Source organism: Pseudomonas sp. N40(2020) (assembly GCF_014472415.1).
Taxonomy (GTDB): Bacteria; Pseudomonadota; Gammaproteobacteria; order Pseudomonadales; family Pseudomonadaceae; genus Aquipseudomonas.
Genome location: NZ_JACSZV010000004.1, coordinates 22298 through 47804 on the forward strand (window position 1 = coordinate 22298; position 25507 = coordinate 47804).

Genomic DNA, 25507 nt, shown 5'->3' on the forward strand with positions numbered 1-25507 from the left:
GAACATGACCGTCGCAAAAGCAGAAGTTGTCATCACTTATTGCACCCAATGCCAGTGGCTGCTGCGCGCCGCGTGGCTGGCGCAGGAACTGCTCAGCACCTTCGGCGATGATCTTGGCAAAGTGTCACTGGTGCCGGGCACCGGCGGGGTGTTTCACATCACTTGCGATGACGTGCAGATCTGGGAGCGCAAGGCCGATGGTGGTTTTCCCGAAGCCAAGGTGCTCAAGCAGCGAGTGCGCGATCAGATCGATCCTGACCGCGACCTCGGCCACAACGACCGTACTCAATGAGAGGTTGCCTCGGCGGCGACGGTTTTTTTGTCGGCATGGCCGGACATGCGCGCCGACACCACGATGGCGACGATGATCAATGCGCCGCCGAGAAGCATGCGTAACGTCGGGTTCTCATTGAACAGCAGCCAGGCGATGGTGATGCCGTAGACCGGCTCCATGGCGAACACCACTGCGGCGGTGCGCGCCTTGATCACCGCCAGGCTGGCGACGAACAGGCTGTGGGCGACGCCGGTGCAGAACACCCCGAGCAGGGCGATCCACAACCAGTCCAGTGCGCGCACTTCGCTCAGTTGCGGCGCCGCGACCGGCAGCAGACACAACGCCACCACCACGTTTTGACACAACGCCGCCTGCACCGCCGGGATGCGCCCGGAGCTGGCGCGGTTGGTCAGCGACAGCAGGGAAAACAACAGCCCGGACAGCACCGCCCAGAGCAAACCGACGGTAGAGCCGCTGGCCAGATCGAACGCCGGGGTCACCAGCACCAGACCGACGCTCACCAGCACCACTAGCACGATTTCATTGGCGCGGATGCGCTCACGGAAGATCAGCCCTTCGAGAATCACCGTGAAGGCCGGGAAACTGGCGAAGCCCAACGTCGCGATCGCCACGCCGGCAACCTTCACCGCAATGAAAAAGCTCACCCAATGTCCGGCCAACAGTACGCCGCTCAGCGCCAGGCGCCGCCAGTCCACGGCTTGCAGTTTTTGCCAGCCGCTCTGGCTGGCGAAACGGGCGAAAAACGCCAGGGCAAGTACGGCGAAAGCGGCACGTCCGAAGACGATCACGGCCGGCGATGCTGCGGCGAGTTTGCCGAATACGCCGGTCAGGCCGAACATCAGAGCGCCGATATGCAGGGCGCCGAGGGCGGTACGCGGGGTCATTGCAATCCTTAATCCAGACAAGGTTTTTTGATTGATCATTCCCACGCAGGAGCGTGGGAACGATCAATCGTCTGCGGCAGCTCCTACACATTGAACCGTGTAACGACGTATATGTCTGTCGGCGGACTATCGGGTTTTGTTGCAGGAATCGCGTCGTAGCTGGCCGGGCGATGAACCAAACTCACGCAGGACTGCGGCCGAGAAAGCGCTTTGCGAGCTGTAGCCAACGCGACTGGCGATTTCGCCGATGGGCAGCGCAGTCTCGCGCAGCAGGCCCATGGCCTTGTGCAGCCGCCGACTGCGAATGTAGTCCATCGGTGTCTGCCCGCATTCGGCGACAAACCGTGCGTGCAGGCGCGCCGTAGACAACCCGGCCACTTGCGCCAGATCGGCGACTTGCAGCGGGTACGCAGCGTTTTGCTCAATGAGCGCATCCAGCGCCGCGTAGGGCAGGCGCCGATTGCAGAGTTCGGCAGGTTTGGCGTGATTCAGACTGGCCAACAACAGCACTGCACCTTGCTGCGCAATCACTGGATCGGTGACCGGACTGTTCGCCAGCCAGCTGACCAACTGACTTTGCCCCGAATCCAGCGACAGGCGCGCAGGGTTGTCGAGCAAGCGGCGGCTGGCGTCGGCATGGTCACCGAGTGAATCCGCGACCCATTGGCCATCGGGAATATCCAGCACCAGACAACGACTCCCCTGTGGACTGCCGCAGGCGTGATGGGCGCCGGAGGGGACGACCACGAAGCTCTGCTGACGCACCTGACTGCCACAGCCTTCCACCTCGAAATCCAGCGCGCCGGACAGGCCGAACACCAGTTGGGCGTGCTCGTGGCTGTGGACGATCAGATCGCGGGTGTACTGGCGCAAAGTTAGGATCGGTCGCATGGCAAGTCGTCTCCGAAGTGATCGCCAGTCTACACCGGCGCAGCCGGGATGCGCTGTCACAGGACTGACTCGTGACTGTCATGGTCGATTAACCGGACGGGCGCACTGTGGCGAAAACATCGCAGAGGGTTGCCCATGACCAGCGCCGAGCTCGCCAAACCCAGCCGCAAACAACGGGTGCGCACCTTGTGGATCTCCGACGTGCATCTGGGCACTCGGGATTGCCAGGCCGAACACTTGTCGCAATTTCTCAAGGGCTATCACGCCGACAAGATCTATCTGGTCGGCGACATCATCGACGGCTGGAAACTGCGTGGCGGCATGTACTGGCCTCAGGCGCATACCAATGTGATCCGCCGCTTGCTGACCATGAGCAAGCGCGGCACCGAGGTTATCTACGTCACCGGCAACCACGATGAATTCCTGCGTCGTTATTCGAAGCTGATTCTGGGCAACATTCAGTTGGTCGATGAGGCGGTGCATGTCACGGCGGATGGCCGGCATCTGCTGGTGATTCACGGTGACCAGTTTGATGTGATCACTCGATACCACCGCTGGCTGGCGTTTCTCGGCGACTCGGCCTACGAATTTACGCTGACGCTCAATCGCTGGCTCAACCATTGGCGCGCGCGGTATGGCTACGGTTACTGGTCCCTTTCGGCCTATCTCAAACATAAAGTGAAGACCGCCGTGAGCTTCATCAGCGATTTTGAAGAAGCGATCGCCCATGAGTGTGTGAAGCGTGAATTGCATGGCGTGGTGTGCGGGCACATTCACCATGCCGAGATCCGTAAGGTCGGCGAGGTGGATTACCTCAATTGTGGCGATTGGGTGGAGTCGTGTACGGCGTTGATCGAACACTGGGACGGCACGATCGAGCTTTATCGGTTGGCGGATGCGCAGGCGCGTGAGGCTGAACTCAAGACTGCCAAAGTGGCCGAGATCGCTTAAAAGCAAAAGCTCGCAGCCTTCGGCAGCTCCTACACAGGCCTCATGTAGGAGCTGCCGAAGGCTGCGAGCTTTTGATCTTCAGGCGTGTTCTTCCATCGCCGCCTTGTAAATCGAGTGCTTCGGCTGGGCAAACAACCGCTGCATCATCGGCTCGAAAAAGCTCAGCGGCAGGGTGTCATACGCCGGATCGAACGCCGCCGCGTCGTATTTTGCGCAGAATTCGGCGGTCGCCTGAAACTGCGGGTGCTCCTTGAACTGCTCGCGCAGGTGCCGATCCATGCCCAGGTGATGGAAGAAGTAATAGCCCTGGAAGATCCCGTGCTTTTCCACCATCCAAAGGTTTTCGGCACTGACGAACGGCTTGAGAATCGCCGCGGCAATGTCCGGATGGTTGTAAGAACCGAGGGTGTCGCCGATGTCATGCAACAACGCGCACACCACGTATTCCTCGTCACGCCCGTCACGATACGCGCGGGTCGCGGTTTGCAGCGAGTGGGTCAGGCGATCCACCGGGAAACCGCCGAAATCACCTTCAAGCAATTTCAGGTGGGTCATGATCCGTGATGGCAGCTGTTTGGCGTAGGCACTGAAGTCCGCGGCGATGATCGCCCAGTCTTCCTGCGTACCGTCCTTCATGTGGGTGAAGCGGGCATTGGCGTTCATGGGCCATCCTCAATGTCGGTTTTCAGAAGGCCACGCGACCCAGAATCATGTCGCGGTACATGGCGAAATCGCCGAGCAAGCTGTACAGCGGATGCTGAAAAGTCGCCGGTCGATTCTTTTCAAAGAAGAAATGCCCGACCCAGGCGAAGCTGTAACCGGCCAGCGGCAAGGCCAGCAACAGCAGCCAGGCACCCTTGGCGATGGTCAGCGCGAGAATAAAAATCACCAGTGTCGTGCCGATGAAATGCAGGCGACGACAGGTGCTATTGCTGTGTTCGCTGAGGTAATACGGGTAAAACTCAGCGAAGCTGTTGAAATGCTTGATGTTTTCCACGACCGCGTTCTCTGTGGTTGTTGTTCTGGCGACGAGTTGTTCTGCGAGTAGCTTATTTGAGTCTAGAGTGATCATTGGCGTGGGCCAGTGACTATCGGCGCCACTTTAGTATCCTTCGCAAATCAGGCCGTAGCATGCGGCCCCTCATGTAAAAGAAAAACACCATGAGCGAACGAACGACTTCTGCAAGCTGGGCGATGGGGATTGTCAAAGCATTGGAGATGGACGGCCTGGATTGCCGGGTTCTGTTCAAGCAGTTGGGGCTTGATTACGCCGCCCTGGATGATCCGGATGCGCGCTTCCCGCAAGATTCCATGACCCGACTCTGGCAACGGGCGGTCGAGCTGTCCGGCAACCCGGCGATCGGCCTGAACATGGGCAAAGTGGTGCGACCGGCGTCGTTTCATGTCGCCGGTTATGCGCTGATGTCCAGCAACACGTTGGCCGAAGGCTTTCAGCGACTGGTGCGCTATCAGCGGATCATTGCCGAGAGTGCCGACCTGAGCTTTCGCCTGCTGGAAGAAGGTTATGCGCTGATTCTGACGGTGCATGGCGACCACCTGCCGCCGACCCGGCAAAGCGCTGAAGCCTCGCTGGCGTGTGCGTTGGCCCTGTGTGGCTGGCTGAGCGGGCGCACGCTGCACCCGGTCAAAGTGCTGGTGCAGGGCGATGAACCCATTGACTTGCAACCCTACAAACTAGCCTTCCATGCACCGCTGATGTTCAACGCGCCGTATGACGCGCTGATTTTCGAGCGCGCCGACATGGAGGCGCCGCTGCCCACCGCCAACGAGGCGATGGCGCTGCTGCATGACCGGTTTGCCGGGGAATACCTGGCGCGGTTTTCCGAAAGTCGCGTAACCCACAAGGCCCGCCAGGTGCTCTGCCGTTTGCTGCCGCAGGGTGAGCCCAAGCGCGATACCGTCGCGCAGACCTTGCACTTGTCGCAGCGCACGCTGCAGCGCCGGTTGCAGGAGGAGGGCACGAGTTTTCAGCAATTGCTCGACGACACCCGCCGTGAACTGGCCGAGCAGTACCTGGCGCAACCGAGCATGACCCTGTTGGAAATCGCCTATCTGTTGGGTTTTGCCGATCCGAGCAATTTCTTTCGCGCGTTCCGGCGCTGGTTCGACACCACGCCCGGCGATTACCGGGCGCGGTTGTTACAGGCGCCGAATGCGATCAGTGACGCCAAAAGGCCGGAATACACAGCACAAACACCGTGATGATCTCCAGTCGGCCGAGCAGCATGCCGAACGACAGGATCCACTTGGCAGCATCCGGCAGCGTCGCGAAGTTGCCCGCCGGGCCGATGGTTTCGCCCAACCCCGGGCCTACGCCGGATACGGTACTGGCGGCGCCGGTCAGCGCGGTCATCCAGTCCACGCCCAACAGTGACAGCAGCAGGGCGATCACGCAGATGGTGATGGCGAAGAAGAACGAGAAGGTCAGAATCGAGCGCACGATCTCTTCGTCGAGGCGGTGACCGTTGTACTTCTGCTTGATTACCGCGCGCGGGTGGATCAACTGGTTAAGGTTGGCCTTGAGGAGGATGTAGGCGACCTGGAAACGGAAGATCTTGATCCCGCCGGCAGTCGAGCCCGAGCAGCCACCCACGAAACCCAGATAGAAAAACAGCATCAGCGAGAAGTTGCCCCACAGGCTGTAGTCGCCGAGGGCAAAACCGGTAGTGGTCAGCACCGACGTCACGTTCAGCGCCACATGGCGCAAAGCTTCGAGCCAATGCAGATTGGTCGTCCACCAATACCAGGTGCCGAGCACCAGCCAGGTCACCAGCAACATGCCGAGCAAACCCTGCACCTGTTGATCCTTGATCAGCGCCTTGCGGTTGCCCCGCAACGTGGCTACGTAGAGGGTAAACGGCAAGCTGCCGAGAATCATGACCACCACCGCCACCCAGTGCACCGCCGGTTGCGTCCACTTGGCCAGCGACTGGTCGGAGGTCGAGAACCCGCCGGTGGAAATCGCCGACATCGCATGATTGATCGCGTCGAACAGGCTCATCCCGGCCCACCAGAACGCCAGGCTGCCGAGGATGGTGATGCCGACGTAAGCCGCCACGATCAGTCGCGCCACCATGTGCGAGCGCGGCATGACCTTTTCCGAGCGGTCTGACGATTCGGTCTGGAACAGGCGCATGCCCCCGATGCGCAACAGCGGCAGAATCGCCACCGCCATGCCGATAAAGCCGATGCCGCCGATCCAGTGCAGCAACGAGCGCCACATCAAGATGCCGGGGGACATGTTATCCAGACCCGTGAGCACGGTCGAACCGGTGGCGGTGATGCCGGACATGCTTTCGAAAAACGAGTCGGTGTAGCTGATGTGCTGGGTCAGCAGAAACGGCAGCGCCGCGAAGATACACACCACCAGCCAACTGCTGACGGTCAGCAGGTACATGTCGCGCGGGCGCAGATGAATGTGTTCCGGGCGACCGGGAATCACCAGCGCGAGGCCGGCGACGAAGGTGATCATGCTTGCCCAGAGAAACGACGGCAGATCGCCCGTGCGATCGAAAATCACCAGGGTGGCCATGGGCACGACCATGGCAATCGCCAGGGTGATCAGGAAGATGCCGATGATGAAACCAATGATCCGTAAGGTCGGCAACGCCATGAAGTCCGCTCGGGCTGATGTGGGAAGGGCGCCATTCTACCTGTGGGGCAGGGCATGTAAACCGGCATCCCTTTGACAGATACAGCTAGAATAGCCGCACATTTTTCTCAGGAGGTGGCCGATGCAGGCTCTCGACGCTTTGCTCAACCGTGTTTCCGTTCCCCGACTGGTCGAACCGGCCCCGACTGCCGAGCAGCGCGAAGCCTTGTTTGGCGCGGCGCTGCGTGCACCGGATCACGGGCATTTGCAGCCGTATCGCTTCCTGACTGTCGAAGGCGCTGCGCGTGAGCAGATGGGCGAGTTGCTGGCCGAGGCTGCGCAGAAGCAGGAAGGCGAAGTCACTGAAGCAATGATCGACAAAGCCCGCAACGGCCCACTGCGGGCGCCGTTGGTAGTTGTGGTGATCGCGAAGTTGCAGGAACACGTCAAGTACCCGAAGGCTGAGCAATTGCTGGCGGCGGGCTGTGCGGCGCACGGGATTTTGCTGGCAGCGTATGCGCAGGGGATTGGTGCTGTTTGGCGTACCGGTGATCTGGCTTATTCGGCGCATGTGGCCAAAGGCCTGGGGCTGGCGGAAGGTGAAGAAGTGATTGCCTTCCTGTACCTCGGTACGCCGCAGAAAGAACCGCGTGTGGCTGAAAAGGTTGATCTGGCTGAATTTGTCAGTGCCTGGCCGGGTAAAGCCTGAAGATCAAAAGCCCCTCACCCTAACCCTCTCCCGGGGGGAGAGGGGACTGATTGGGGGATACTCCAGAGATACGCCGACCTGAGCGATTTTTGGTGAATCCGGAATCGACTCGGTTTAGCGCTTGGTGTAACCATAATCGACACGGTTTTTCAGGTCGATGTATGACGCAAGACCCTTCGGTCGGCCCCCTCTCCCTCCGGGAGAGGGCTGGGGTGAGGGTGGCTCTTAGGGCTGCACTACGGCTCCAGGCACCAACGGCAACTCCAGACTGGCAATAAACCCGCCCTCAGGATGATTCGCCAACACCAGACTCCCGCCATGGCGCTCCGCCGCACGCTTGGCAATCGCCAATCCCAATCCATGCCCGGCGGCAGTCTGCCCCGGCGCCCGATAGAACGGCTCGCCTAACTGGTTCAAATGCTCGGCCTGCACCCCCGGCCCATGGTCACGCACGCTCACCACGATGCGTTCGCCCTGACGCGAGGCCTTCATTTCAATCGCCTGGCCTTCCGGATTGAATCGCTGGGCATTGCGCAGCAGGTTATCGACAGCGCGCTCGATCATGGTCGGCCAACCCTTGAAATTCAGTTGCGGCTCGACGTCCAGGTGCACGGACTGCTCTGGCGAGCCGAGTTGCGCGTCCTTTTGCAGAAGGCTGAGCAGTGCGTTCAAGTCCACGTCTTCAGCGCTGGCGTTGTCGGCATCGACCCGCGCCAACACCAGAATTTCACTGATCAACGCTTCGAGCCGGTCGCATTCGCGGGTCAGGCGGGGCCAGAGCTTTTCCCGCTCTTCAGGATTGGCCCGTTCCGCCAGTGCCAGTGCAATGCGCAGCCGTGCCAGCGGTGAACGCAGTTCGTGAGACACGTCTCGCAGTAATTGACGCTGACTGCCGATCAGGCTTTGCAGGCGCGCGCCCATGCGGTTGAAGTCGGTTGCCAGCACACCGAATTCATCGCGGCGGTTGGCCAGTTTCGCCAGGCTATTTTGCTGATAAGTCGTTTGCCCCAGATCATGCACCGCGCCGCGCAAGCGGCTGAGCGGGCGAGTGATGGAGAACGTCACCAGCAGGCTGAACAGGGTTAGCACCACCAGCGCGATACCCAGCGCACTTAACGGCCAGAGCAGGCTTTCGCGGTGCCAGGCGTCGAGTTCCGGGTGCGGGATGCGGTAGATGAACAGGTAGGTGTCGCCGGTTTTGTCACTGGTGAATTCATCGGTCAGACGCCGCCATGGCAGGCGGCGGTCATCGTTGTTCTGGCGGGCTTCGAAGGCTGCCGCGCGGCGGGGAAAGGTGCCGCGCACCACTGGGTCGCCGGTCTCGTTGAGGACCTGAACGTCGATGTGGTATTGGCGTTTGCGTTGCTCGAGGATGTTCTGGGCGGCTTCTTCGCCTTGGGCTTCGTAGGTCTGCGTCCACTCGGCGGCCAGAGTGTTGAGGCCCGGGTGACGACTGAGGATCCACGCGTCCTGATTGAGCATGTGCCCCAGCAGAATGGAGAGCCCTGCCACCAGAGCGATAGCCAGCCAGAAGCTCGCGAGAATACGCCAGAACAATGAACGCACAGAAAATCCTCAATCAGACACAAAACCCCTGTAGGAGCTGCCGCAGGCTGCGATCTGATCGTTCCCACGCTCTGCGTGGGAATGCAGCCGGGGACGTTCTGCGTCCCACAGCTAAAAGATCGCAGCCTGCGGCAGCTCCTACAGGGTCGAATGTAAGCAGGCCCAACGGTTTAAGCCGTTGGGCCTGAAGTCAGAACATTATTGCGCCTTTTGCGGCTGTTGCGCTTTCCAGGCCTTGAACTCGGCCCATTCTGCGCGACGTTCGGCCTGTTTCTTCTGCATCTCGTCGAATTTCTTCTGTTGATCCGGTTTCAACACGGCGCGGACATCAGACTCGGATTTTTTGTGGTTGGCCGCCATCTCGTCCTTCATGGCTTTCTGGTCGGCTGGCGAGAGTTTTTCCAGGTACTTGTCGACCACTTGCTTACGCTCGTGCATCTGCTCGCCCATGATCTTGCGGATCTGCTCGCGTTGTTCGCGGGACAAGTCGAGTTGGCTGTACGGGCCTTTGCCGTGCATGCCGTGCATCTGACCGCCGTGGCGTGGGCCGTCGAGCGGGCCACCCATCGGGCCACCGTCTTGCGGCATGGCCATGGCGACGGTTGGCAGAGCGGCAGCGAACATCAGAGCGATAAGAGTCTTGCGCATGGTGTATCTCCTTGTCTCGTTCCCGGTACGTTCCGGATGAGTTCAGATTACGGAGATCAAGGTCAGCGGCGGTAAGCGCTACGTAAAGCTTGGGTAAAGACGATACGGCGCTGACCTGACAAAAACTACACAGCGTCAGAGGCTGTAGTAGTAACCGCGGCTGCGCAGAGCCACGATCCGCGGGCGGCCGTCGGGGTGTGGGCCGATCTTTTTGCGCAGGTTGCTGACGTGCATGTCGAGGCTGCGGTCGTACAGGGTCAACTTGCGGCCGAGGGCAAGTTGCGCCAGTTCCTGTTTGTCCAGCGGCTCGCCGGGCTGTTTGAGCAACGCTTCGAGCAAGCGGCTTTCGGAAACGGTAAGGGTCAGTTCTTTCTCGTCGATGCTGACCACGCCGCGCACCGGGCTGAAACTCAGGTCACCCAGTTCCAACTGCGTCGACACGGCGGCCGGATGGCTGCGGCGCAACACGGCGCGCAAGCGGGCAGTCAGTTCACGCGGGTCGCAGGGTTTGGCCAGGTAATCGTCGGCGCCCAGTTCCAGGCCGAGAATGCGGTCCAGCGGCTCGCCACGGGCGGAGAGCATCAGCACCGGCAGATCGGCGTGATCGTTACGCAATTGCTTGAGCAGTTCCAGACCACTGCCATCGGGCAGCATCACGTCCAGCACCACTGCCGCCGGAGCGGTTTCGGCCAAGGCCTTGCGGGCGCTCTGACCGTCGTGGCAGGCGCGCACCTGGAAGCCTTCCTGGCTCAACCAACTGCTCAGGAGCTCACACAGCTCCACGTCATCATCAATAAGTAACAGCTCGCTCATGACTCACTCAATTTAGCCATTGCCGACGTTTTCGGCTTGCACCACTGGCAAAGATACCGCAGAGCAGCGCCAATAGCGCTACCCCGGCGCCGGTGACGAACCACTGCTGCTGATCGGTCAGCAGGCGCGGCAGCGTGCTGGCCTGGGCTTCCTTGAGTTGCAGCTTGAGGCGCTGGTTCTCTTGGCGCAACCGGGCGAGCTGGGCGCTCTCGCGGGTGTTGTCGGCATTTTGCAGTTGTTTGTTCAATTCTTCGCGCTGCTGCTCGCTGGCCTTGAGACGCTGTTGCAACTCGGTGATCTGGCTGCCGGCACTCAATGACAATGGCGTAGAGCTGCCGCCTTCGGTGGCTTCCTCACCATGGGCGGGCGCCATGATCGACAACGTGACCAACATCAGACACAACGGACCCTTGCGCATCGCGACACCTGTTTCCAAATGGATATTGGGCAGGTTGTCGGCAGGCAAACAAGAATAATGAGCGATTGAGAACGCGATGAACCGACAAGGTTCATCGCGTGGAGGATTTGCGGGGGAAAGTTACGGCAGGACTTGCTTGAACGGCTTCACGATCACAGTGGCGTAGACGCCGGCAGCGATGTACGGATCGGCATCGGCCCAGGCTTGCGCGGCGCTAAGGGAATCGAACTCGGCGACGATCAGGCTGCCGGTGAAACCCGCTGCACCCGGATCATTGCTGTCGACGGCCGGGTGCGGGCCGGCCAATACGATGCGGCCTTCGCCCTTGAGCACTTGCAGGCGTTCCAGGTGCGCAGGGCGCGCGGCCAGGCGAGCTTCGAGCGAGTTGGCAACGTCGGTGGCAATGATTGCGTAGAGCATGTCAGTCCTCGGTTTTTGGTGTTGTGGTATCGGTGTCGTGCAGGTGACGGGACAGATAAATGCCCTGAGCCACCAGGAACAGCACGGTCATGCCCAGGCTGCCGAACACCTTGAAGTCCACCCAGATGCTCTGGAAGGTGAAGGCGACGAACAGGTTGGCGGCCCCGCAGAACAGGAAAAAGGCGATCCAGGCGATGTTCAGGCGCGTCCAGACTGGGTCCGGCAGGGTCAGTGCATGGCCCATGATGCGCTTGATCAGCAGGCGGTCACCGATGAAGTGGCTGCCGATGAAGGCGACAGCGAACAACCAGTTGACCACCGGGGCTTTCCATTTCAGGAACGTCTCGCTGTGGAAGGCCAGGGTCAGGCTGCCGAATACGAGGCAGGCGATCAGGGTCAGCCATTGGCTCTTTTCCAGCTTGCGCTGTTTGATGAAAAGCGCGCCGTACACCGCCAGAGAGCTGATGATCAGCATCGCAGTGGCGCTGTAAATACCGCCTACAGTGACTTCATGGCCCGCAATGTCGACGACCCGTGGATCAAGTTTGTAAACGATGAAAAACAGCAGAAGCGGGATGAAATCGATGAATTGTTTCACAGTGAGAGCCAGAAGCTGGATGTGGCGGCATAATAACAAACATATGGGCGCGCGATAGCGCCGGCTGATTTGAGGTTACAACTCCCCGTGAATGTTGATTTGCACTGCCACAGCACGGCCTCCGATGGCGCCCTGGCGCCTGCGGTTCTGGTTGCGCGTGCGTTCGAGAACGGCGTGCGAGTCTTGGCATTGACCGACCATGACACCCTCGAAGGCCTCGCCGAAGCGCGCATGGCCGCGACTGAGTTGGGGATGCAACTGGTCAATGGCGTCGAACTCTCCTGCACCTGGGGCGGCGCGACCATCCATGTGTTGGGCTACGGTTTCGACGTCAACGCCGCGCCGCTGGTCGAGGCCATCGCCAAGTTGCACGATGGCCGCTGGCTGCGGTCGGAAGAAATAAGCCGCAAGCTCGCCCTCAAGGGCATGCCCGGCGCCCTCGACGGCGCACGACAGATCCAGCAAGCACTGGGTGACAGCGGCAACGCGCCGGCCCGTCCGCATTTCGCCGACTGGATGGTGCGTGAAGGTTATGTAAAGGATCGCGCCGAGGCATTCCGCAAATGGCTTGGCGCCGGCAAGCTGGGCGACGTCAAACTGCACTGGCCGACTCTGGAGGACACTGTCGGTACTCTGCGCGCCGCCGGGGCCTGGGTCAGTCTGGCGCATCCATGGCACTACGATTTCACCCGCAGCAAGCGCCGAAAGCTGATTGCCGACTATATTCAAGCGGGCGGGCATGCGATCGAAGTGGTCAATGGCCATCAGCCTGCGGAACAGGTGGGCAGCCTGGCAATCCTTGCCCGTGAGTTCGGTCTGCTGGTCAGCGCCGGCAGTGATTTTCATGGCCCTGGAGGCTGGTCCGAGATCGGCCAATACCGGCCGGTTCCCGAGGACCTTCCACCCCTGTGGTGTCGGTTCAAACATGACACAGTTATTGCCGCCGTCTGAACAGGTAGAGAATGTGAGTCAATTTTTCCAGATTCATCCGGAAAACCCGCAAGCGCGCCTGATCAAACAGGCAGTCGAGATCATCCGCAAGGGCGGGGTGGTGATTTATCCCACGGACTCTTCCTACGCCATTGGTTGCCAGATTGGCGACAAGACGGCCATTGAGCGCGTGCGGCGGCTGCGTCAGCTCGATGAGAAACACAACTTCGCGCTGATCTGCAGCGATCTGTCGCAACTGGGCAACTACGCCAAGATCGACACCGGCACCTTCCGCATTCTCAAGGCGCACCTGCCAGGGCCGTACACCTTCATTCTCAATGCCACCCGTGAAGTGCCGCGGCTGCTCCTGCATCCGAAGAAGCGCACCATCGGCCTGCGTGTGCCGAGCCACCCGATTGCGTTGGCGCTGTTGGCCGAACTCGGCGAGCCGCTGATGAGCGTGACCCTGATCATGCCCAGCGACGAAGATCCACTGAGCGATCCGTACGAAATGCGCCAGTTGCTCGAACACCAAGTGGACTTGATCATCGACGGCGGTTTTGGCGGCATCAAGGCCTCCACCGTGATCGACCTGACCGGCGACGATCCGGAAGTGATCCGCGTCGGTTGCGGCGATCCTGCCCCGTTCATGGTCGAGGCCTGAATGTCCGCAGTAGAAACCGTTGTCGATCCGCAGGCCGGCGCCCAGCAGGAACTGCCGTTTGCCATGGTCTATGGCCAGGCGGTCATGGAAATGCCGTTGGACCTTTACATTCCACCGGATGCACTCGAGGTCTTCCTTGAAGCCTTCGAAGGCCCGCTCGACCTGCTGCTGTACCTGATCCGCAAACAGAACATCAACATCCTCGACATCCCGGTGGCGGAAATCACCCGCCAGTACATGGGTTATGTCGAGTTGATGCAGTCGGTGCGTCTGGAGCTGGCCGCGGAGTACCTGGTGATGGCCGCGATGCTGGCCGAGATCAAGTCGCGCATGCTGCTGCCACGGGCCGAAACCGTCGAAGACGAAGAAGACGACCCGCGCGCCGAACTGATCCGCCGCTTGCAGGAGTACGAACGCTTCAAGGCGGCCGCTGAAGGCATCGATGGTCTGAGCCGGGTGGGCCGCGACGTCGTGGTGCCCAAGCTCGACGCCCCGGAAGCCCGGGCGCGCAAGTTGTTGCCCGATGTGGCGCTGGAAGAAATCCTGATGTGCATGGCCGAGGTACTGCGCCGTGGCGACATGTTTGAAAGCCATCAGGTCAGCCGCGAGGCCCTGTCGACCCGCGAGCGCATGAGCGATGTGCTGGAACGGCTCAAGGGCGGCGGTTTTGTGCCGTTCGTCGAGCTGTTCACCGCCGAAGAAGGTCGTCTCGGTGTGGTAGTGACCTTTATGGCGATCCTTGAACTGGTCAAGGAATCCTTGGTCGAGCTGGTGCAGAATGAGCCGTTCGCCGCGATCCACGTGCGAGCCCGAGCCGAATAACGAGTCGAAACATGAACCTGACTGAACCCCGCGAGCTGGCGTCCCTGCTTGAAGCCTTTCTGTTGGCCTCGGGAAAACCGCAATCCCTTGAGCGCCTCTACGAACTGTTCGAAGAGGGCGAGCGGCCAGAGCCGCCGGTCTTCAAGAAAGCCCTGGCATTGTTGGCCAAGTCCTGTGATGGGCGCGCGTTCGAGCTGAAGGAAGTCTCGTCCGGCTATCGCCTGCAGATTCGCGAGAAGTTTTCGCCGTGGGTTGGCCGCCTCTGGGAAGAACGCCCGCAGCGTTATTCCCGTGCCTTGCTGGAAACCATCGCGCTGATTGCCTATCGCCAGCCGATAACCCGAGGCGAGATCGAAGACGTTCGTGGTGTGGCAGTCAACAGCAACATCGTCAAAACCCTGATCGAGCGCGAGTGGATCCGCATCGTCGGTTACCGCGACGTGCCGGGCAAACCGGCGATGTTCGCCACCACCAAGGCGTTTCTCGATCACTTCAACCTGAAGAACCTTGAAGACCTGCCGCCGCTGGCCGAGTTGCGCGAGATGGAAGCCGACCCGGTGCTGGATTTCGACGATGCCCCGGTGCCGCAGAGTTTGCAGGAACTGGCCGACGCCAGCGCCGAGCCGGAAGAGGAGAAGGAGGAAACCAGTTTCCACACCTTGCTGCTGGAACTGGACAGCATGGAGGAGGGGATCAAGACCGACTTCGACGATTTGCTGCGTGATGGTGCCGATGGCGACGTGCTGCCGACCGAGCCTGAGGTTGAAATTGTCGAGCCAGGCATTGAGATTGAACCTGAGACCGAGCCTGAAGCCGAACCTGAAGAGGACATTCTTGGTGTTGCCGAGGCCCGGGAAAAACTCTTGGCTGCCGTTGCTGCCCTGGAGCAGTCCGCACCAGAACCCGAACTGAGCGAAGAAGAAGCCGAAGCCCGCGCGCTGGCCGAAGCGATCGAAGCCGAACGCCGCGAGTTCGAGGACTGAGGCTCGCCGAAGGCTGCGATCTTTTGATCTTCACGGGAGACCCCATGAGCTCGACTAAAGACCCCTGCATCAGCCTCTGCAAATTCACCGATGACATTTGCCTCGGCTGCGGGCGCAGCAAGCGCGAAATCAAAGCCTGGAAGAAACTCGACAAGGATGACAAACGCATCGTGCTGGCCGAAGCCGCGCTGCGCCTGATCAAGCTTGGCGGCGCCGGTCGGCGGAAAAAGAAATAACTGTCGATCGATCAGCTAGTCTCTGATGCGCGATGGCCCACATCCGCGTATGATTCGCGACCCTTCGCCGATCCCTTCGGCAAAGCAAACAGTTTTCAATGCTTCAGGCGCCGCCTGAACAGACCACACCGGGAGGTGCCCAGATGAGCGACATCATTCAGAAAGACGACCAGGAAATCGGCCCAGCAGGCGAAAAACTGCAGAAAGTCCTCGCCCGTATCGGCGTCGGCTCACGCCGCGACGTAGAAGCCTGGATCAGCCAAGGCCGGATCAAGGTCAATGGCAAAGACGCCACCCTCGGCCTGCGCGTCGACATGCACGACGCCATCACCATTGATGGCAAGGTGATCAAGCGTGAAGAAGCTGCCGAGTCGGTACGCCGCGTGATCATGTACAACAAACCCGATGGCGAGATCTGCACCCGTGACGACCCGGAAGGCCGTCCGACCGTGTTCGACAAGCTGCCACGTCCTAAAGAAGGACGCTGGATCAACATCGGTCGCCTCGACATCAACACCACCGGTCTGTTGATGTTCACCACCGACGGTGAACTGGCCAACCGCCTGATGCACCCGTCCTACGAGATGGACCGTGAATACGCCGTGCGTGTACGCGGTGAAGTCGATGACGAAATGATCGAGCGTCTGAAGGCCGGCGTTGTGCTGGAAGACGGCCCGGCCAAGTTCACCGACATCAAGCAGGCTCCGGGCGGCGAAGGTTTCAACCACTGGTATCACTGCGTGGTCATGGAAGGTCGTAACCGTGAGGTTCGTCGTCTGTGGGAGTCGCAAGGTCTCGTTGTCAGCCGTCTGAAGCGCGTGCGTTTCGGCCCGGTGTTCCTCAACTCCGACCTGCCGATGGGCCGCTGGCGCGAAATGAGCCAGTACGAAGTCGACATCCTCAGTGCTGAAGTCGGTCTGACGCCGGTAGCGATGCCACAACTGAACGCCAAGAGCAAAGACAAGCTTGAGCGTATGCAGCGCAAATCGTCGCGGCCGATGGCCAAGACCGAGCGCGTGCGCACCCTGCGTCCAGCCGCTGGCGCGCCGACCGGCCCACGTCCAGGCCGCGAGCCGCAGATCGAAGGTGAGCGCCCGGGTCGCAAGCCTGCCGCGCGTCCGGATGGCGAGCGCGCTCCACGCGGCCGTACCGAGCGTGGCGAAGGCCGTGCACCTGCCGGTCGCGGTACACCGGTAGCGGATCGTCCTGCTGACACCAACAACAAGCGTCCGGCCAAACCGGCGCCGAAGCGTCCGGGCATCAAGCTTGTTGACGGTGACAAGCCGTCGGGGAATCGCCGTGGCGCACCGGCCGGTTCTGGCCAGCGTCCGGGGTTCGGTCGCAAGAAGCCTGAGTGATCGGATTCAGTGACTGAATGAAAAAACGCCAACCGCAGGGTTGGCGTTTTTTTTCGTCTGGCAAAAATATTTCCGCTCACTTGGAAACAAAACGCCCATCAGCCAGCGGATTGTCATCCAGCGCAAACCACCGTCAACGTGCAGACGTCTGACAGGAAATTCTGAAATGGAAATTTCACGTTACGCCTCGTAAAGAAATATTTACGAAAACCACGCGAAAACCCAATGAATGACAACGTGCGCCGAAGCTGTAAGGAAAAACTGCCGGAGCTCGCCCAGCTGGGTGTTGTGCAAGGCTCTGGCACGCTTGTTTCAGCTGCGCTGGAAGGGTGAGATGCGTCCCATGCCTGTCGTGCAGGTGCATAACAAGAAGGAGGCGCAATGAACGCCGTGACTGATCTCCACTTCTCACCGTGGGACGGTTTTCCCCTCGTCCCCGTCGATGACCTGCAAAGGTCTGACTCAATTTTTGCAGCCGCTCGAGCGTCTCGAGGCGGACACACGCAATCCCGGCAACCGACACGCTGATCCAGCGGAGTCTGGCAGCAGGGGGTTAGCGGTGTACAATGCGCCGCGTTTTAACTGTGACCCTCTGCGTAATCGCGCAAATCTCAAGGCTACCCGCCTTGTTCACTCCGCCGCGCCACAAGCGTGTCGGGTTCGATTTCGTCACAGATAAAAACAAACAGGTGACGCATGACCGTTGTAAAAAAGCTGAACTCCTGGTGCCTGCGCTGGGGTTTGATCGGGGCTGCTTGAAATCGCAACCTTGCAGCAACGTCTACTGAACATCATCAAACCTTGCGTGAGACCTTTTTCATGAGTGGACAACCCTCGCAATCAGGCGAGCTGAAACGCGGCCTGAAAAATCGCCATATTCAACTGATCGCCCTCGGTGGCGCGATCGGTACCGGATTGTTCCTCGGCTCGGCCGGGGTGCTGAAATCCGCTGGCCCGTCGATGATCCTCGGCTACGCCATCTGCGGCTTCATCGCCTTCATGATCATGCGCCAGCTCGGCGAAATGATTGTCGAAGAGCCGGTGGCCGGTTCCTTCAGTCATTTTGCGCACAAGTACTGGGGCGGCTTCGCCGGCTTTCTGTCGGGCTGGAACTGCTGGATTCTGTACATTCTGGTGGGCATGTCCGAGCTGACTGCGGTCGGCAAATACATTCATTACTGGGCGCCGGATATCCCGACCTGGGTTTCCGCCGCTGCATTCTTCGTGCTGATCAATGCGATCAACCTGGCCAACGTCAAAGTCTTCGGTGAAGCCGAATTCTGGTTCGCGATCATCAAGGTCGTGGCAATCGTCGGCATGATCGCGCTGGGTAGCTACCTGCTGGTCAGCGGCCATGGTGGCCCGCAGGCCTCGGTCAGCAACCTGTGGGCTCACGGCGGCTTCTTCCCCAACGGCGTCAGCGGCCTGGTGATGGCCATGGCGATCATCATGTTCTCCTTCGGCGGTCTGGAAATGCTCGGTTTCACCGCAGCCGAAGCCGACAAGCCGAAAACCGTGATCCCGAAAGCGATCAACCAGGTGATCTACCGGATCCTGATTTTCTACATCGGCGCCTTGGTTATCCTGCTGTCGCTGACCCCGTGGGACAGCCTGCTGGAAACCCTCAACGCGTCCGGCGACTCCTATAGCGGTAGCCCGTTCGTGCAAGTGTTCTCGATGCTTGGCAGCAACACCGCCGCACACATCCTCAATTTCGTGGTGCTGACCGCAGCGCTGTCGGTGTACAACAGCGGCACCTACTGCAACAGCCGTATGTTGCTGGGCATGGCCGAGCAGGGCGACGCGCCGAAAGGTCTGGCGAAGATCGACAAGCGCGGCGTGCCAGTGCGTTCGATCCTCGCTTCGGCGGCGGTGACGCTGGTGGCGGTGCTGCTCAACTATCTGATCCCGCAACACGCGCTGGAGTTGCTGATGTCGCTGGTAGTGGCGACCCTGGTGATCAACTGGGCGATGATCAGCTTCTCGCACTTCAAGTTCCGCCAGCACATGAACAAGACCAAGCAGACGCCGCTGTTCAAGGCCCTGTGGTATCCGTACGGCAACTACATTTGCCTGGCATTCGTAGCGTTCATCCTTGGTGTGATGCTGCTGATCCCAGGCATCCAGATCTCGGTCTACGCGATTCCGGTGTGGGTTGTGTTCATGTGGGGCTGCTACGTGATCAAAAACAAGCGTGGTGCGCAGCAGGCGTTGCACGCGGCGGGTTCGGCGGCGAAGTAAGCCAACCGCAAAAACAACAAACCCGGCCAAGTGCCGGGTTTTTTGTGTTCGCCGTTATACGTAATCGGCGATGGGATAGGCCTTGCACAACGCTTCGACCTGAGAACGGAATTGCTCCTGTAACGAGGGCTCCAGTGTGTACTCCAGCTCGCCGAGCGGCGTCACCTTGTCGAGGATCTGGCAGATCAAATCGACGACTTCACGGCATCCCTTGCCGTCGATGTGACGTTGCGCCATCGAACCGGTGCCGATGCGCAACCCGCTGGTAATGAGGGCAGGTCGGGTCTCGCCGGGAACACGATGTTTGTTGACGATGATCCCGCAGCGCTCCAGCGCCGACTCGGCAATGGCACCAGTAATGCCGCCACGCAAGCGAATCAGCACGGTGTGGTTTTCACTGCGCCCGCCCACTACTTCGTAATCATGGGCGTGAAACGCACTGACGAGTTCATCTGCCGCGCTGCGAATCCGCCCCATATACGCGTCGAACTCTGCAGACATTGCGTAGCCCAGCGCGGCAGCCTTGGCCGCGATCATGTTGACGGCTGGCGCGCCCTGCATTTGTGGAAACACCGCTTGATCGAGGGCGCGACGGAAGGTTATCCGCAAGCCGGGAACCTTGGTGTTCGCGTCACGACCCGAGAGGATCAACCCGCCGCGAGGTCCCGCCAGTTGCTTGTGTGTGCAGGTCGTCGTGATGTGTGCGACGTCGATCGGGCTGGGATGCCGGCCCGTGGCAACCAGTCCGGCGATATGCGAAATGTCAGCGAGCAGAATGGCCCCGGCTTCATCGGCAATTTCGCGAAAGCGCTCGAAATCCACGGCCCGCGAATACGCTGTTGCGCCGCACATGATGATGCGCGGGCGGTGAGCAAGGGCCAGTCTGCGCACATTGTCGTAGTCGATGACACCCTCTGAAGTCGTCCCGTACTGAATCGCTTTGTAGTAGGCGCCCGAGAAGGCTTTTGAGCTGCCGTGGGTGAGATCCCCGCCGTGTTCAACGGCCATTCCCAGCAGGGTATCGCCCGGCTCGAGCAAAGCAGTAAGCACCTGGTAAGTGGCGTTCGATGCCGAGTGTGATTGGACGTTTGCGTACTGGGCGCCGAACAGCTCCCGAGCTCTGCGGATGGCCAGCGACTCGACCAGATCGACGTTCTCGCACCCTGTGTTATAGCGCCTGCCGGGCATGCCCTCGGCCGTCACGTTGACCAGCGCTGACGCGGATGCCACCAAAGTACGAGGCTTGACTGCGCAGGAGGAAGAGACCAGTGACAATGTTTGGTGTTGGCGTGCGACTTCAGCGTCGAGGATCGCCGCCAGTTCGGCATCTTCCGTTCGAAGTTCCGCCAGGCCTCGTTGCATTAGGTAAGCCTGGTTTACAAGCGGTTCGGTAGTGACTGCCATGATTGCTATTCCTTCCCTGGTTTCGCGTGTTTGCGTACGTCCGTGTTGGCTGAGCGCTATACAGTTGGATTCCGTGTTTTGGCGTCAGTACGCGCAAACTTATCCCTGTATGAATAACCCGTTTCCATGGCCGCCGTTTGTTGGTGGAGGAGCGGGTTGCTCGACGCATCATAGATTTTTCACTGGGGAACGCCAGAAAAATTAATCAAAAAAATGAACATTGTTCAAAGAAAATGATTCTTTTTGTCCGGTAGGTGGGTGTAGAACTGCAGGTCGGGAGCTTGGGCGCTCCAAGCCTCGGGGGGAGGCCAAGTGAATTAACGAGTCATTACAGATTGCGAAGTGATCCTGCGAAGCTGCACCATGCGCTGTTTTTCAGATGACTTTTTGTACCGAAACCAAGGATGGAGAATGCTATGATCTCTCGCGGCTCTAACACCAGTACAACTATCTGCATAGTTTGCCTGTGACCACTGAATGATCACTCGTGGCGTGTTTCCAATTGCCTTTATAAAAAGATGGTAAGCATTTTATGCACAGAAGAGAAAGATCGGAGAATCTGAAAAACAATATCAAATACTTGATAAAGAGCAGGGGCGAGACGCAGTTGTCTCTGTGCAATTCCAGTGGATTGACCAGAACGACCATCTACAACATTCTTGAGGGCAAGGTGGTCAATGTACAGCACGCCACTGTCCGCAAGATTTCTGATTTCTTCGGGGTTTCTTATGAGGAAATAGAGACGATCGACTTTGAAGAGAAAGAAATAATAGACAGCAGCATTTCGCCGCAGGGAAACATGAACCCAGCGGCCGTGCCAGTGATAAAGGAAAGCCTGGTTGTCCAGAGTCTTGACAAAAGAATTGGTGAGCTGGCCACGATTTACCCACTGACTTACTACTTCGGTACATCCTTCAACTTGATAGGCGTGCTGCTGGAGAATGAGATCAGGGGTATGAATGAGCCGGGCGACTTATTGATCGTGCAGAAGGGGGTGGCGAGCAGCGATAAGGAAAAGCTGGTGTATGACAAACTCACAGGCAAAATGTTTATTACCCATGAAGTTGACGCTGGCTCTGATCGTGTTTGTGTTATCGGGGATATAATCGAGGAACGATTTAATGGACTGCAGCGTTGAAACGGAAAACAGCAAGTACAAGCTGCTAGGGTTTGAAAATGGAAAAAGCCTGGCCGTCATTATGGTTATTGCGACCGGAAAAGTAATCAAAATAAAGCTAAGTGAAGTGTTGAATAGTGAGATTATGGATAATCTAAATAAAATAGAAGTGAAAAACCTGTACAAGAAGTTTTATTCCCAGGGCGGAGCGCTCACCGCCTACGAAATAAATGACCGTCACGAGAGTTCCTGGATGATCTACATCATCCTGAACCTGATGCTGTTCACGCTTTACATCTTTACCAGTATTGCCGCTACGAAGCCGATCTATCTGGAATATTTTGATATTGTCGTCACGCCGGGGACCTTTCTTTATCCGCTGACGTTTCTGATCGTTGACCTGCTGAATGAGACGTTCGGCCTCAGGCTCGCGCGAAAGGCGATTCTCTTTGCTTTCATCAGTAATGCGGCCATTATCATCTTGCTGGCCATTACTACCCATCTTCCAGGGCTGCCGGGTTGGAAGCTTGATGGTGCTTACAATGATGTTATCAGTCAACTCTCTGCAGTCCTGGTAGCCTCTTCGGTTTCGTTTCTGGTTTCCGAGAATATAAATTCATATTTGTTGTGCAAGATAAAAGAACTCACCAATTCCAGATTTCTGTTTTTGCGAGTGTTCTTAAGTACGTTGTTTGCGGTGATCATCGATAGTTTTCTATTCTGCTATATCGCTTTTTACGGAACGATGGAGAACAGCGCGATACTCGGCATGATCTATGTTCAGATTGCGATAAAGGTAGGCTTCGCGTTTTTTAATATTTTGCCAGCCTACGGCGCGAGGTCTTTGTTCAAGAAATATCTGACAGGTGCGCAGACGCAATAAATGAAGGATGGCGCTCACTGGGTATGATGTTTTCATGCTTTAGTGAGCGCTTCTTGCTGTGGGTTTACTTCAAACTCAGTTTCGCTTTCAGGCTGCGCGTAACCTGTTCTTTGTTGGTCAGAAACTCATTCAGCCCTTTCGCGCGAAGATGACATGCATCGCAATCGGAACATCCGCTGCCTTTGATGCCGTTGTAACAGGTCAGTGTTTGTTCGCGAACCAGTTCCAGCTGGTTATAGTAATCCGCCAAGGCCCAGGTCTCTGCCTTGTTCAGCCACATCAGTGGCGTTTCAAGTTGCAACTGATAATCCATGCCTAGCTCAAGGGCTTTATTCAGTGCCTTGACGAATTCATCCCGGCAATCGGGGTAACCAGAGAAGTCTGTTTCACAAACACCGGTAATGACCGTCTTAGCCTGAACTTGATAGGCATAGATTGAAGCCAGGGTCAGAAAAAGAATGTTTCTTCCCGGCACGAAAGTGCTTGGCAGGCTTTCTCCGGAGCTATTCACGGTCGGGACCGGAATGTTGTCGCGCGTGAGGCTGCTGATCGCCAGCTCATTGAGCAAGGACACATCAAGGGTTTTATGCACGGTCACGCCGAGCTTTTTGGAAAGATGCTGCGCGACTTCAATTTCGGCGATATGACGCTGACCGTAGTCAAACGTGATGCAGTGTATTTCATCGTAATGAGTCAGTGCGTGGATCAAACAGGTGGTTGAGTCCTGTCCGCCGCTGAAAACGATAACTGCTTTGTTGGTCATGCTTATGCTTCCTGCATTGATGTAGTAAGGGCAAGATCTGGAATGGTAACTCAAACATGGCGGCGGCCTGATTCAAATGGCGAGCAGGCTTGGAATCTGTTTCGCGGTATCCTGCGCGTTCTGAATACGGACGCTTTTCCATGCTGGTGATTTCCAACAACGTGCATCTGCCGGATGCCGAGATCGAATTGACGGCCATTCGCGCCCAGGGCGCCGGGGGGCAGAACGTCAACAAGGTCTCCAGCGCCGTGCACCTTCGCTTCGATATTCCGGCCTCGTCCTTGCCCGAGTTCTACAAGGAACGGCTGCTGGCGTTGCGCGACAGTCGCATCACCAGCGATGGCGTGTTGATCATCAAGGCCCAGCAGTACCGCACGCAGGAAGCCAACCGTGCCGATGCACTTGAGCGTCTGGTCGAGCTGATCCTCAGCGCCACCAAAGTCGAAAAGAAACGCCGTCCGACCAAGCCGACGCTCGGCTCGAAGAAGCGTCGGCTCGAGTCGAAAACCAAGCGCGGCAGTATCAAGGCCGGGCGTGGCAAGGTGGATTTCTAGTCTTCCCGGTATTTTGCGGTGTGCTTGTACAGATACACGCTCAACGCCAACCCACTCAGGGAGGCGAGGGCGGCGAACAGGAAGATCGAGGCGAAGCCGAATCCGGCAGCAATTGCCCCGGCCACCGGTCCAGTGATCCCCAGCGATAAGTCGATGAACAACGAATAGGCGCCGACTGCTGCGCCGCGACTCGACGCTGGAACCAGATTCACTGCTTCCACACCCAGCGCCGGGAACACCAGCGAGAAGCCGAAACCGCTCAATGCCGCACCGGCCAATGCCCAGTGCGCATCCGGCGCGAGCCACAACAGCAACAGGCCAAGGGTTTCAACCGACAGGCAGGCAATCGCCACGCGGAAGCCGCCGAGGCGGTTGATCAGGTTGCCGAACAGCAGGCGCGCGCCGATGAAGCTGGCGCCGAACAGACTCAAGCACAGCACCGCGTTGTCCCAATGCTGAGTGGCGTAATACAGGGTAATGAAGGTGGCGATGGTGCCGAAGCCGATCGAACCCAGCGCCAGTCCGCAACCGTGAGGAAAGACCCGTCCCAACACATGCATGAACGGCAGACGCTCACCGACGACAATCGGCGCGGCAGTCTTAGGCCATGCCAGCAGCAGGCCTAACGCCGCCAGCAAAATGATGCTGACGCCCATGCTCCACAAGCCAAGTTGGCCGACCAGCCACACCCCGAACGGTGCGCCGACGGCCAGTGCGCCGTAACTGGCGATGCCGTTCCACGAGATCACCTTGGCGGTGTTCGCCGCGCCGACGCGGCCGATACCCCAGCCAATCGAGCCGGAACCGACCAGGCTTTCCGCGCTGCCCAGCACCAGTCGACCGATCAACAGGCTGATCAGGCTGAGCATCGGCATGTTCGGTGTCCACGCCGAAATCAGCATGAACACACCGCTCAAGCCGCAACCGGCCAAGCCATACATCACCGCGAGTTTGCTGCCCTTGTTATCAATGATCTTGCCGGCGTAAGGGCGGCTGAGCAGGGTGGCGAGGTATTGGACGCTGATCACCAGGCCGGCGATTACCGCGCCGAAACCCAAGTCGCTGTGGACATAGCCCGGCAATACAGCCAGCGGAATGCCGATGTTCAGGTAGCCGATGAAAGTGAAGAGGACGATGGAAACGACTTGCAGCGTGACCGCCAGGGGGCGCTGGGGCTCTGACTTGGAGAACGACATGGGTAAAGGTCCACGGGAGCAGCAGATTAGATAGGCTGCTTATGATACCGACGCGAACGGCTCTGGGGCTGGGAAAAGTAAAACTATTTGCCGGACGGCGGTTTCAGGGTTTGGCCGGGGCGACCAGTTGCGTGGTGACCAGTGCGGCGAGGGCGTTTTCTTCGCTGCCAAAACGGGCGAGCAGAGCGGCCTGTTTTTCGGGGGAGAGTCGGCTCCAGATCTCGATCATTTTCTCGGTGGCACCGATCAGAACGGCGGCTTGGTTTTCGGAGAATTCGTCGGTCATGGCAGGGCTCGGGCATTCAGGCAGTGTGGAAAGCGCATGTTAGCGCTTTCCACACGGTCTGTACGGCGGGTTTTACTCTTCGCTGTCGGCCGGGCGGCTCTCAACGGCTTCTTTCGACTCGGGCTGTTGGGCACCGGCTTGTTGCGTGGTCGTCTGCTCAGGTACGTGCAGGCTTGGGAAGGGGAGATTAGGAATCTCGTGCATGGTTGCGCTCCTCGCTAAGTCTGTTGATAGATCTGGTAGATCCGCGCTTTTAGAAAGCCT

Annotated in this window: 30 protein-coding genes; 14 read left to right on the forward strand and 16 right to left on the reverse strand. The window is 58.8% G+C overall.

The features are described 5' to 3' along the window. Nucleotides 1–4: 4 nt before the first annotated feature. Nucleotides 5–292, forward strand: coding sequence for a SelT/SelW/SelH family protein (locus IAI51_RS04065; protein ID WP_095187805.1), 288 nt, complete (start codon nucleotides 5–7; stop codon nucleotides 290–292). Here the strand turns inward: IAI51_RS04065 and IAI51_RS04070 are convergent. Beyond that, nucleotides 286–1179 (reverse strand): DMT family transporter, encoded by an 894-nt coding sequence (locus IAI51_RS04070; RefSeq protein WP_187677319.1) that lies wholly within the window; start codon nucleotides 1177–1179, stop codon nucleotides 286–288. The two genes, IAI51_RS04065 and IAI51_RS04070, sit on opposite strands and share 7 nt — an antisense overlap. Before the next feature lie 126 nt (nucleotides 1180–1305). After that, nucleotides 1306–2070: a helix-turn-helix domain-containing protein gene (locus tag IAI51_RS04075; RefSeq protein ID WP_187677320.1), complete on the reverse strand. Its 765-nt coding sequence runs from the start codon at nucleotides 2068–2070 to the stop codon at nucleotides 1306–1308. Between the two features lie 135 nt (nucleotides 2071–2205). Here IAI51_RS04075 and IAI51_RS04080 point away from each other — a divergent pair, with 135 nt between their 5' ends. Beyond that, complete coding sequence (locus IAI51_RS04080) at nucleotides 2206–3021, forward strand: UDP-2,3-diacylglucosamine diphosphatase (protein ID WP_187677321.1); 816 nt, start codon at nucleotides 2206–2208, stop codon at nucleotides 3019–3021. A 78-nt stretch (nucleotides 3022–3099) separates the two neighbouring features. Here the strand turns inward: IAI51_RS04080 and IAI51_RS04085 are convergent, their stop codons facing one another. Next, nucleotides 3100–3684, reverse strand: coding sequence for an HD domain-containing protein (locus IAI51_RS04085; protein ID WP_187677322.1), 585 nt, complete (start codon nucleotides 3682–3684; stop codon nucleotides 3100–3102). Between the two features lie 22 nt (nucleotides 3685–3706). Continuing rightward, the gene (locus tag IAI51_RS04090) at nucleotides 3707–4018 is read right to left on the reverse strand and encodes a DUF962 domain-containing protein (protein ID WP_187677323.1); all 312 of its coding nucleotides are present in this window, start codon (nucleotides 4016–4018) and stop codon (nucleotides 3707–3709) included. Nucleotides 4019–4182: 164 nt separating this feature from the next. Between IAI51_RS04090 and IAI51_RS04095 the strand changes: the two genes are divergently transcribed. Next, a complete protein-coding gene (locus IAI51_RS04095) occupies nucleotides 4183–5244 on the forward strand; it encodes an AraC family transcriptional regulator (RefSeq protein ID WP_222944026.1) in 1062 nt (353 codons plus the stop codon). On the opposite strand, the gene IAI51_RS04100 is transcribed toward IAI51_RS04095, so the two are convergent. Next, nucleotides 5201–6655 (reverse strand): TrkH family potassium uptake protein, encoded by a 1455-nt coding sequence (locus IAI51_RS04100; RefSeq protein WP_187677324.1) that lies wholly within the window; start codon nucleotides 6653–6655, stop codon nucleotides 5201–5203. The genes IAI51_RS04095 and IAI51_RS04100 overlap by 44 nt on opposite strands. A 121-nt stretch (nucleotides 6656–6776) precedes the next feature. Between IAI51_RS04100 and IAI51_RS04105 the strand changes: the two genes are divergently transcribed. Further along, nucleotides 6777–7343: a nitroreductase family protein gene (locus tag IAI51_RS04105; protein ID WP_187677325.1), complete on the forward strand. Its 567-nt coding sequence runs from the start codon at nucleotides 6777–6779 to the stop codon at nucleotides 7341–7343. A gap of 225 nt (nucleotides 7344–7568) precedes the next feature. Here the strand turns inward: IAI51_RS04105 and IAI51_RS04110 are convergent, their stop codons facing one another. From IAI51_RS04110 to IAI51_RS04135, 6 genes are all read right to left on the reverse strand, one after another. Further along, nucleotides 7569–8909 carry a sensor histidine kinase gene (locus tag IAI51_RS04110; RefSeq protein WP_187677326.1) on the reverse strand — a complete coding sequence of 447 codons (1341 nt, stop codon included), beginning with the start codon at nucleotides 8907–8909 and terminating at the stop codon, nucleotides 7569–7571. A gap of 198 nt (nucleotides 8910–9107) precedes the next feature. Then, a complete protein-coding gene (locus tag IAI51_RS04115; RefSeq protein WP_187677327.1) occupies nucleotides 9108–9557 on the reverse strand; it encodes a Spy/CpxP family protein refolding chaperone in 450 nt (149 codons plus the stop codon). A gap of 135 nt (nucleotides 9558–9692) precedes the next feature. Next, nucleotides 9693–10370 (reverse strand): response regulator transcription factor, encoded by a 678-nt coding sequence (locus IAI51_RS04120; protein WP_187677328.1) that lies wholly within the window; start codon nucleotides 10368–10370, stop codon nucleotides 9693–9695. A gap of 7 nt (nucleotides 10371–10377) precedes the next feature. Then, nucleotides 10378–10788 carry a translation initiation factor 2 gene (locus IAI51_RS04125; RefSeq protein WP_187677329.1) on the reverse strand — a complete coding sequence of 137 codons (411 nt, stop codon included), beginning with the start codon at nucleotides 10786–10788 and terminating at the stop codon, nucleotides 10378–10380. Nucleotides 10789–10908: 120 nt separating this feature from the next. After that, nucleotides 10909–11208, reverse strand: a complete 300-nt coding sequence (locus IAI51_RS04130; RefSeq protein ID WP_187677330.1) for a YciI family protein — start codon at nucleotides 11206–11208, stop codon at nucleotides 10909–10911. A 1-nt stretch (nucleotide 11209) separates the two neighbouring features. Further along, a complete protein-coding gene (locus IAI51_RS04135; protein ID WP_187677331.1) occupies nucleotides 11210–11806 on the reverse strand; it encodes a septation protein A in 597 nt (198 codons plus the stop codon). A gap of 87 nt (nucleotides 11807–11893) precedes the next feature. Between IAI51_RS04135 and IAI51_RS04140 the strand changes: the two genes are divergently transcribed. From IAI51_RS04140 to IAI51_RS04170, 7 genes are all read left to right on the forward strand, one after another. Continuing rightward, complete coding sequence (locus IAI51_RS04140; RefSeq protein ID WP_187677332.1) at nucleotides 11894–12757, forward strand: PHP domain-containing protein; 864 nt, start codon at nucleotides 11894–11896, stop codon at nucleotides 12755–12757. Between the two features lie 13 nt (nucleotides 12758–12770). Then, nucleotides 12771–13400, forward strand: coding sequence for an L-threonylcarbamoyladenylate synthase (locus IAI51_RS04145; RefSeq protein WP_187677333.1), 630 nt, complete (start codon nucleotides 12771–12773; stop codon nucleotides 13398–13400). After that, nucleotides 13401–14222 carry a segregation and condensation protein A gene (locus IAI51_RS04150; protein ID WP_103305317.1) on the forward strand — a complete coding sequence of 274 codons (822 nt, stop codon included), beginning with the start codon at nucleotides 13401–13403 and terminating at the stop codon, nucleotides 14220–14222. Nucleotides 14223–14233: 11 nt separating this feature from the next. Then, complete coding sequence (gene scpB, locus IAI51_RS04155; RefSeq protein ID WP_187677334.1) at nucleotides 14234–15205, forward strand: SMC-Scp complex subunit ScpB; 972 nt, start codon at nucleotides 14234–14236, stop codon at nucleotides 15203–15205. Nucleotides 15206–15249: 44 nt separating this feature from the next. Then, on the forward strand, nucleotides 15250–15441 hold the full coding sequence (locus IAI51_RS04160; protein WP_187677335.1) for a DUF1289 domain-containing protein: 192 nt from the start codon (nucleotides 15250–15252) through the stop codon (nucleotides 15439–15441). Nucleotides 15442–15584: 143 nt separating this feature from the next. Next, a complete protein-coding gene (rluB, locus tag IAI51_RS04165; protein WP_187677336.1) occupies nucleotides 15585–16799 on the forward strand; it encodes a 23S rRNA pseudouridine(2605) synthase RluB in 1215 nt (404 codons plus the stop codon). Nucleotides 16800–17618: 819 nt separating this feature from the next. Beyond that, nucleotides 17619–19040 (forward strand): amino acid permease, encoded by a 1422-nt coding sequence (locus tag IAI51_RS04170; protein ID WP_187677337.1) that lies wholly within the window; start codon nucleotides 17619–17621, stop codon nucleotides 19038–19040. 54 nt (nucleotides 19041–19094) lie between these two features. On the opposite strand, the gene glyA is transcribed toward IAI51_RS04170, so the two are convergent. Beyond that, a complete protein-coding gene (gene glyA / locus IAI51_RS04175; RefSeq protein ID WP_187677338.1) occupies nucleotides 19095–20444 on the reverse strand; it encodes a serine hydroxymethyltransferase in 1350 nt (449 codons plus the stop codon). 532 nt (nucleotides 20445–20976) lie between these two features. On the opposite strand from glyA, the gene IAI51_RS04180 reads away from it, so the two are divergent. Together IAI51_RS04180 and IAI51_RS04185 are read left to right on the forward strand one after the other, a co-directional pair. Next, entirely contained in the window at nucleotides 20977–21582 is a 606-nt protein-coding gene (locus tag IAI51_RS04180; protein ID WP_187677339.1) for a helix-turn-helix transcriptional regulator, read from the forward strand. Then, nucleotides 21566–22444 (forward strand): queuosine precursor transporter, encoded by an 879-nt coding sequence (locus IAI51_RS04185; protein ID WP_187677340.1) that lies wholly within the window; start codon nucleotides 21566–21568, stop codon nucleotides 22442–22444. Before IAI51_RS04180 ends, IAI51_RS04185 begins: the two co-directional genes overlap by 17 nt. A 64-nt stretch (nucleotides 22445–22508) precedes the next feature. Here IAI51_RS04185 and queC read toward each other — a convergent pair whose 3' ends face one another. Next, nucleotides 22509–23207 carry a 7-cyano-7-deazaguanine synthase QueC gene (gene queC, locus IAI51_RS04190; RefSeq protein ID WP_187677341.1) on the reverse strand — a complete coding sequence of 233 codons (699 nt, stop codon included), beginning with the start codon at nucleotides 23205–23207 and terminating at the stop codon, nucleotides 22509–22511. Between the two features lie 140 nt (nucleotides 23208–23347). Here queC and arfB point away from each other — a divergent pair, with 140 nt between their 5' ends. Next, nucleotides 23348–23761 carry an alternative ribosome rescue aminoacyl-tRNA hydrolase ArfB gene (gene arfB, locus IAI51_RS04195; protein ID WP_095050152.1) on the forward strand — a complete coding sequence of 138 codons (414 nt, stop codon included), beginning with the start codon at nucleotides 23348–23350 and terminating at the stop codon, nucleotides 23759–23761. Here arfB and IAI51_RS04200 read toward each other — a convergent pair. The 3 genes from IAI51_RS04200 to IAI51_RS27875 form a co-directional block, all read right to left on the reverse strand. Beyond that, nucleotides 23758–24957: an MFS transporter gene (locus IAI51_RS04200; RefSeq protein WP_187677342.1), complete on the reverse strand. Its 1200-nt coding sequence runs from the start codon at nucleotides 24955–24957 to the stop codon at nucleotides 23758–23760. The two genes, arfB and IAI51_RS04200, sit on opposite strands and share 4 nt — an antisense overlap. Nucleotides 24958–25060: 103 nt before the next feature. Continuing rightward, nucleotides 25061–25243, reverse strand: coding sequence for a hypothetical protein (locus tag IAI51_RS04205; RefSeq protein WP_187677343.1), 183 nt, complete (start codon nucleotides 25241–25243; stop codon nucleotides 25061–25063). 72 nt (nucleotides 25244–25315) lie between these two features. Next, nucleotides 25316–25447 carry a hypothetical protein gene (locus IAI51_RS27875; protein ID WP_262410290.1) on the reverse strand — a complete coding sequence of 44 codons (132 nt, stop codon included), beginning with the start codon at nucleotides 25445–25447 and terminating at the stop codon, nucleotides 25316–25318. Nucleotides 25448–25507: the final 60 nt, after the last annotated feature.